This is a genomic window from Butyrivibrio sp. (assembly GCF_024699075.1).
Genome location: NZ_JAILQF010000204.1, coordinates 1 through 6,793 on the forward strand (window position 1 = coordinate 1; position 6,793 = coordinate 6,793).

5 protein-coding genes and 1 pseudogene are annotated in these 6,793 nt (G+C 39.4%); 1 reads left to right on the forward strand and 5 read right to left on the reverse strand.

Annotation, left to right across the window (positions count from 1 at the left end):
• The first annotated feature begins 402 nt into the window (after positions 1 to 402).
• The gene (locus tag K6G87_RS08065) at positions 403 to 861 is read left to right on the forward strand and encodes a hypothetical protein (protein WP_296835685.1); all 459 of its coding nucleotides are present in this window, start codon (positions 403 to 405) and stop codon (positions 859 to 861) included.
• An 11-nt stretch (positions 862 to 872) separates the two neighbouring features.
• Here the strand turns inward: K6G87_RS08065 and K6G87_RS08070 are convergent, their stop codons facing one another.
• The 5 genes and pseudogenes from K6G87_RS08070 to K6G87_RS08090 all read right to left on the reverse strand — a co-directional run.
• The gene (locus K6G87_RS08070; RefSeq protein ID WP_296835687.1) at positions 873 to 3,554 is read right to left on the reverse strand and encodes a bifunctional diguanylate cyclase/phosphodiesterase; all 2,682 of its coding nucleotides are present in this window, start codon (positions 3,552 to 3,554) and stop codon (positions 873 to 875) included.
• Positions 3,555 to 3,653: 99 nt separating this feature from the next.
• On the reverse strand, positions 3,654 to 4,358 hold the full coding sequence (locus K6G87_RS08075; protein ID WP_296835689.1) for a hypothetical protein: 705 nt from the start codon (positions 4,356 to 4,358) through the stop codon (positions 3,654 to 3,656).
• Between the two features lie 146 nt (positions 4,359 to 4,504).
• Positions 4,505 to 5,707: an ABC transporter permease gene (locus K6G87_RS08080; protein WP_296835691.1), complete on the reverse strand. Its 1,203-nt coding sequence runs from the start codon at positions 5,705 to 5,707 to the stop codon at positions 4,505 to 4,507.
• Entirely contained in the window at positions 5,700 to 6,410 is a 711-nt protein-coding gene (locus K6G87_RS08085) for an ABC transporter ATP-binding protein (protein WP_296835693.1), read from the reverse strand. The genes K6G87_RS08080 and K6G87_RS08085 overlap by 8 nt, the downstream gene beginning before the upstream one ends.
• Positions 6,403 to 6,793, reverse strand: a pseudogene (locus K6G87_RS08090) (hypothetical protein); the annotation flags it as partial. The pseudogene K6G87_RS08090 and the gene K6G87_RS08085, both read right to left, overlap by 8 nt.

Consider the following 6,793-nt stretch of genomic DNA (forward strand, 5'->3'; position numbering starts at 1 on the left):
ATAAGTATACTTATGATATTTTTAGAAATAACTCGTTTTTTAGAAGGTTTAACAGGCTTTTTACGCTTGTCATATTTAGTAATACTATCATTTTTATATTCTGATGTATTTTCATTTTGAATTCTGTTTATGATCATTCTCCCTCGCTGTGCTCTCCTTTGCATACGTACAATCTTTTCATTTCGCACATATAAACCCGCAGGCTGTCTATGGGTATTAGTGAGATTAATGATACCTTCCTGCCATGCTATTCTATTTTACCATATAGGCACTACTCCCCTACCTTGTATTTGACGTGCTATATGTTCTATAATCAAGACTATGGTTGTGAACTTCCTATCATCCAATGATAATGTGTTCTTTGACCAAAATGATAATAATAAACATCTATGGAGGCATAATATGTCAAACAGAAGAAGGAGAAAGAAAAATACAGGAGCAAAGCTTGTACAGTTTCTGTTAATGCTTATAATACTTGGTCTTGTAATATTTATATTTAAAACAGCTGTATGGGATTCCATCCTCAAGAAAAAAGCAGTTAACTATACCGTCTCTACTGTAATAGAACAGGTAGCTGCAGGATCAGGTGTATCTGTAACTTCCAAGGAAGTTGAAGAAGTCCTTGATTCCATGGATCCTGAAGATCAGGAGACTCTTAATTCAATAATAGAAGAAAATGTTAACACCGAAGCTGTATCGACCATAACCAATTATGTTAATAGTGGTGATATGGAAAGCGCAGCTGAATATGTGCAGGAGAATCTCTCAGAAGAAAATGTTGAAGATCTCCAGGAGCTGTATGATAAGTATCTTGCAGATGAATACGGCGATATCGATATCTCGCAGTATACCGGCCAGTAAAGATTAAATTATTATGCGTTCACCATTCCTTTTTTAGTAAGGAGCTTTTCATAATCTGCAAGTGACATTGGACGGTAATAGCAGTTACCCTGTATATACTTACATCCTATTGTCTTAAGATTCTCTACCTGTTCGCGGGTTTCAGCGCCTTCTGACACTATCGGTATATTACCCTCCCTTCCTACATCCAGCATCATCTTTACAGGATTAAAGGCAGTGCTTGCCATAGGGAGCATACTAAGATAGCTCTGATTCATCTTGATACCGTCAAGGGTAGTTCCATACAGCATTCTGAAGCTGTCGAATCCGCAGCCGCTATCATCCATATAAACTCTTATACCGGCTCTTCTCATGATATCAACCTGCATGCTGATATTCTCAGGATCATCGGCATAAGTCTGTTCTGAGAGTTCGATTATCAGGAGCCTTGATTCTATTGAATACTCGTTTAAGAGCTTTATAAGCGTCTCAGCAACCTTTATATAATGGAAGTCTACATGAGATATGTTTATAGAACATGGAGGAAGGTCAAAGCCCTTGTCCTTCATTTCTCTCATCCAGCCAAGCAGCCTTCTCCACATCTTCATATCAAGGGAAAGAATATATCCGCTGTCTTCTAATATCTCAATAAAGCTCTCTGCCCTTAACAGATTGATGCCTCTTTGCCATCTTATAAGAGATTCTGCTCCTACTATTCTACCTGTTTCAACCTCTACTGCAGGCTGCATATAGCATCTGAACTCGTCCTGCATAAGGCCCATCTGTATCTCCTGAACATGAAGCCTTTTATTTTCTGTCTCTGTCCTAAAGTCACTATCTTTATATACATGCACATGCTCAGAATAGTTGTCCTTAACATTTGAAAGCGCTATAAGGGCTCTGTCATGCATAGCTGCAAAGCTTTCTTTTCTGTCAGTTGTTGTATATATACCTATTGCAGGAGCAAAGCCCCCGTCCATCCTGTAGTCCCTTAGATTCTTTCTGACATAATCAGCCAGATTCTCATCATTTTGAAAATCAACTGCAAGGCCTATAACGCAGTAATTATCGCCGCCAAGATATGATGATAATCCGTGCAGCATATATGCAGCCTGAGATACAACTTCTGTAGCCATCTTGATAAGCTGATCTCCTGCTGCCCGCCCAAATGTATCATTATAAAGCCTCAGATGCCCAAGGTTTATGGCTATCGTGCAGACATTTTCGCCATCTCTTTTATTTGCAAGCCACTCTTCTGCCTGCTGGGTAAATCTCTTGTTGAGATAGAGCTGCTTCTGAGCAACATAATCTTCTGAGCTGCTTGTAAGATTCTCAGATATAGGCTCTCTTTCTCTCTGATCGCTTATATCTCTTAGTGAGCTAATAAGGACAATCTTATTATTGTCACGGCGCATCATAGTGATCTGCTCTTCAACCCAGCACCAGAAGCCGTCCACTGTACGTGCACGGTACTTGATTATGGCAGCATCTTCTCTATGCCTTTTTTCAAGATTGGTAATAAGGGAAGACATATTCCAGAAGTCCAGATATTTAAGCTTATCACTTGGATGTATCTGATTATCCGCAATTGAATTTAATTTCTGGGAAAAAATACCTGTTTTCTCACGTCCACCTCTGTCCTCATATTTGTGCGGAACGCAGTATATAACTCTGTAGCCATTCTCCTGGGGATAGACTTCCATAACTTCATCAGGTCTGCTACTGGTCTCTTCTCCCTCTTCAAAAGTCTTATATGATGACTTCTTATCTTTGTACATAAGATCATCAGCCTGAGATTTGAGTTCTGCAAAGTTATTGGCATAATTATCCGTAAATACTGCACCAATAGCGACCTGAACTTCATGTGCCTTGAAGCTTTCGCGGACCATTTCTGTCTTTTGATCAAATTCATATTTTTCTATATCAGACAGAACCACAAGAAATTCATCGCCGCCTATCCTGTACAAGGAATCCGGAGGGAATACTTCTCTTATGGCATCACAGGCATTTATAAGAAGGCGGTCACCTGCTTCATGACCCTCAGTATCATTGATTTCCTTCATTCCGTTAAGATCTGCAAAAAGAATTGCAAGGTGAGCCCCAACTCTGAATGTCTCTATATCCCTTGTAAGGGCATTACGATTAGCTGCGCCTGTGAGCTTATCAGTAAAACCTATGTCCTTGAGCTGCTCAATAGTACCCTGGCTATAATACAGATTTCCAACCAGATAGAAAATGCCCTGGAAAATAGCAGAAATATTCTGTATATTCTCCAAGGCAGGATTAACTACAAGCCAAAAGCCAAGGTCATCACCCATATGAGAAAGCTGGCCCATTATAACAGCTTTTGAATCAAGATTATTAAGTTTTACATAAAGCTCTTCGTTACTTTCTTTTATGCTGCTGACATCTTCAATTATCGTAACTCTGCCGTCTTCTACAACATCAAGCCAAGGCATCATATCAAGCCAGGTAAGCTCCTGATGCTGATCTCTTACGGATTTAACGCCTTCACCACACCACTCATCTGTGCATCTGTATGTATCCTCAGGAGTGCGAAGAAGTACAAGTACGCGGTCACAGCTAAACATATCTCCGACGTAAGATAACAGCGCCGCAGATGATCCATCTTCAAAATCTTTCCAAACTGATTTATATTGAATTCCCTTTTTTGCAGTTTTTCCCGGCTTAAACTTAAAGTCAAACAGCGCCATAAATTAACCGCCCTCCAAAACTATCATGCATAAGCTCACGTATAATATCGGAAAAAAAGGAGGAATTCTTCACCTAAAATTTTTTAACCTATTTTATTATCAGTTGTATCTTGGATCATTATCATTGTCGTAGTCATTAAGATGATCGATCTTTTCAGCCTGATCTTCAGCGCTTCCGACTCTTCCCTGTTCTACTGCATGAATAATATAGTGGATATAGTATTCAGCCATATCATCGCCAAGCTCTGCTGCTATATCAGGATATCTGTTTTTAAAATATACAGGATCGAAGTTCTCTGAAGCTCTTCTTCCTTCAGCCATACCGCATACAAGAAAATGCTGGAACAAAGCATCTTCATTAAGTCCAAATACTGCCTGAAGATCAGGATTTGCATTGTAATAGTATACATAATCGAACACGTCGCTCATATCTTCAGGAGTAGGAGCAAGTCCTGCAGCTCTGTGATATACATAGCTGTTGATCCAGCCTGCATTATATAATCTTTCAAGTACAGTTACAGGAACTGTATATCCATGATCATACATATCAAGTACTTCGCCCATGGTCATTACACGGTAGCGGAAGCAAAGTTCAAGCTGCTCATATATGCCGTTATCATCTGTATATGGGTTTGTAAGAGCTGGCTTTATAAGTGTTTCAAATACATAAGTTGTAGTAAAATCACTGTCATAAGCTGGTCCTGCACTTGCTGTTATTGGTGTCAGCATAAAAGATGCAGTCAAAGCTCCTGCCATAACAAGTGTTGCAACTTTCAAAGATTTCTTTGCAAAACGATTCTTCATTGTCATCATCCTCTCATAATATTATTTTGATCATATGCTTCTTGATTATTTATATATTCTTCTTAATAATGTTTTGATAATTACTTTTTTATAACCTTTTGATCGTAGATTTCTAAATAGTATTTTGGTCTCAAGTTCCTTATATTTTACTCTGCTCTTAGTGCGTCGATAGGATTAAGTTCACTTGCACGCTTTGCTGGCATCCATCCGAATATGATCCCGACAGCTGCTGAGAATCCAACACCAAGCGCAATGGCTCCCCATGATATTGCAAATGTAACATTCATGAGATTTGCTCCTACAAATGCTATGATGAGACCTAAAATTATACCTATAAATCCGCCCATAAGGGACAATATGATCGATTCCATAAGGAACTGTACCTGAATTCTTGCAGGCTCAGCACCAAGTGCCTTACGAAGTCCGATCTCTTTGGTTCTCTCTGATACAGAAGTAAGCATCATGTTCATAATACCAATTCCGCCTACAAGAAGCGCTATAGAAGCTATACCTCCAAGCATGGAAGTAAGCATTGATTTAATGGATCCCATAACTTCCACAAGCGATTCAAGATTGATAACAGAAAAGGCATTATCAGCTTCATTGTATATCCTGTCGAGTTCCTGTCGAAGAGCAGTCTCAACTTCGCTTGTTGAGGCATCATCTTCAACATACACATTAAAGTTTGTGATATTGGTAGCAAAAGTCATCCTCATAACATTTCTGTATGGCACCATTACATTACCATCAGAATTGCTGGTATCAGAATATGCTGCAGACAGGTTTGTGCTATCACCCTGTATACCAATAATAAGATAATCATATCCGCCAATATGAACCGTCTGTCCAATAGCTTTTGTATTTTTTAACACCTTACTTACAAAAGTATCATCAACTATACATACCTGAGTATAGCCATCAGCTTCAAATTCTCTGAAGGCTCTTCCATCTTTGATTATGTCATTATGGTCAAAATAGCTTACATCTACGCCGTCCATTGTGACGTTATCATATATCTCACCATCACTTATTGCTGATACAGTCTGCGACACAGAAGGGGCTATTCCGTCTACTCCGTCAAGATTTCGAAGGCTGTCTATATCTTTTTCAGTAAGTCCTGTCTTTAGAGCAGTTCCAGGTGACATAACTGTTATAGTACCTGCACCAAGTTCTGAAAACTGCCCCATAACATAATCAGTAGCAGTCTGAACTATTGATATAAGTCCTATTACAGATGCAACACCTATCATGATTCCAAGCATTGTAAGAAAAGAACGCATCTTGTTACTTTTGATATTCTGAACTGACATCTTGATGCTTTCTTTGATCATTCCAAATATTTTAAGCATCTTCAACATCTCCTTCACTTATGATTCCGTCAAGGATCTTAACAATGCGTCTTGCATGACCGGCTATTTTCTTATCATGAGTGATCATGATAATAGTTCTTCCCTCCTCATTAAGAGAATGGAACAGGTCCATAACAGCAGCACCTGTTTTCTGATCAAGGGCTCCTGTAGGTTCATCTGCAAGAAGGATCGTAGGGTTAGTGGATACAGCTCTTGCTATTGCTACTCGCTGCTGCTGACCACCCGAAAGCTGATTGGGAAAGTTATACATTTTATCAGCAAGTCCTACTTTTTCAAGAACCTCTTCAACTCTTTCCTTACGCCTTTTTTCCGGCATTCCTGCATATATAAGAGGAAGCTCTACATTTTCGAATGCAGTCTGGCGCTGCAAGAGATAAAATGACTGAAATATAAATCCAATTTCTTTGTTTCTGATATTGGCAAGTGACGTTTCATCCTCATCGGCTATAACACGACCTGAAAGCTCATATTCACCGCTTGTTGGTACATCAAGACAGCCTATTATATTCATAAGCGTTGACTTACCTGAACCTGACGGACCAAGTATGGCAAGAAACTGACCTCTTTTGACAGAAAGATCGACATTCTTGAGAATATGAAGTGTCTCTCCGGCCATTACATAGTCCTTACAGATATTACGCATTATAAGGATCTTGTCACTATCTGTAACTATATTACTCATTGGCACCGCCTTCACTAGATGACTGGCTTTCGGAAGGACCTGCTGACATTTCCTGCATGAGAAGTGCCATAGAATCAGTCTTAGGAACCAGGATTGCATCACCTTCTGCAAGACCTTCTGTTATCTGTGTATATGAGCCATCACTAACACCTATAGTAACAGCCTTCTGTAAAGGAGTGGAATTCTTGCTGTTAGAAGTATCCTTTACATATACAAAATAGTTGCCTTCGGAATCAGACTGCACTGCAGAACTTGGAACTGATACAACCTGTGATACATCATCGATTATAAGCTTTACTTCTGCGCTCATACCGCTTCTTACTGTTTCATCAGCTTCAATCTCAACATCTGCTTCAAAATAAGATACACCGCCTGATACAGTC

Bases quoted from the DNA above. Each gene is read 5' to 3' on its own strand.
- K6G87_RS08065 (WP_296835685.1), top strand. From the start codon at position 403: ATGTCAAACAGAAGAAGGAGAAAGAAAAATACAGGAGCAAAGCTTGTA.
- K6G87_RS08070 (WP_296835687.1), bottom strand. From the start codon at position 3,554: ATGGCGCTGTTTGACTTTAAGTTTAAGCCGGGAAAAACTGCAAAAAAG.
- K6G87_RS08075 (WP_296835689.1), bottom strand. From the start codon at position 4,358: ATGAAGAATCGTTTTGCAAAGAAATCTTTGAAAGTTGCAACACTTGTT.
- K6G87_RS08080 (WP_296835691.1), bottom strand. From the start codon at position 5,707: ATGCTTAAAATATTTGGAATGATCAAAGAAAGCATCAAGATGTCAGTT.
- K6G87_RS08085 (WP_296835693.1), bottom strand. From the start codon at position 6,410: ATGAGTAATATAGTTACAGATAGTGACAAGATCCTTATAATGCGTAAT.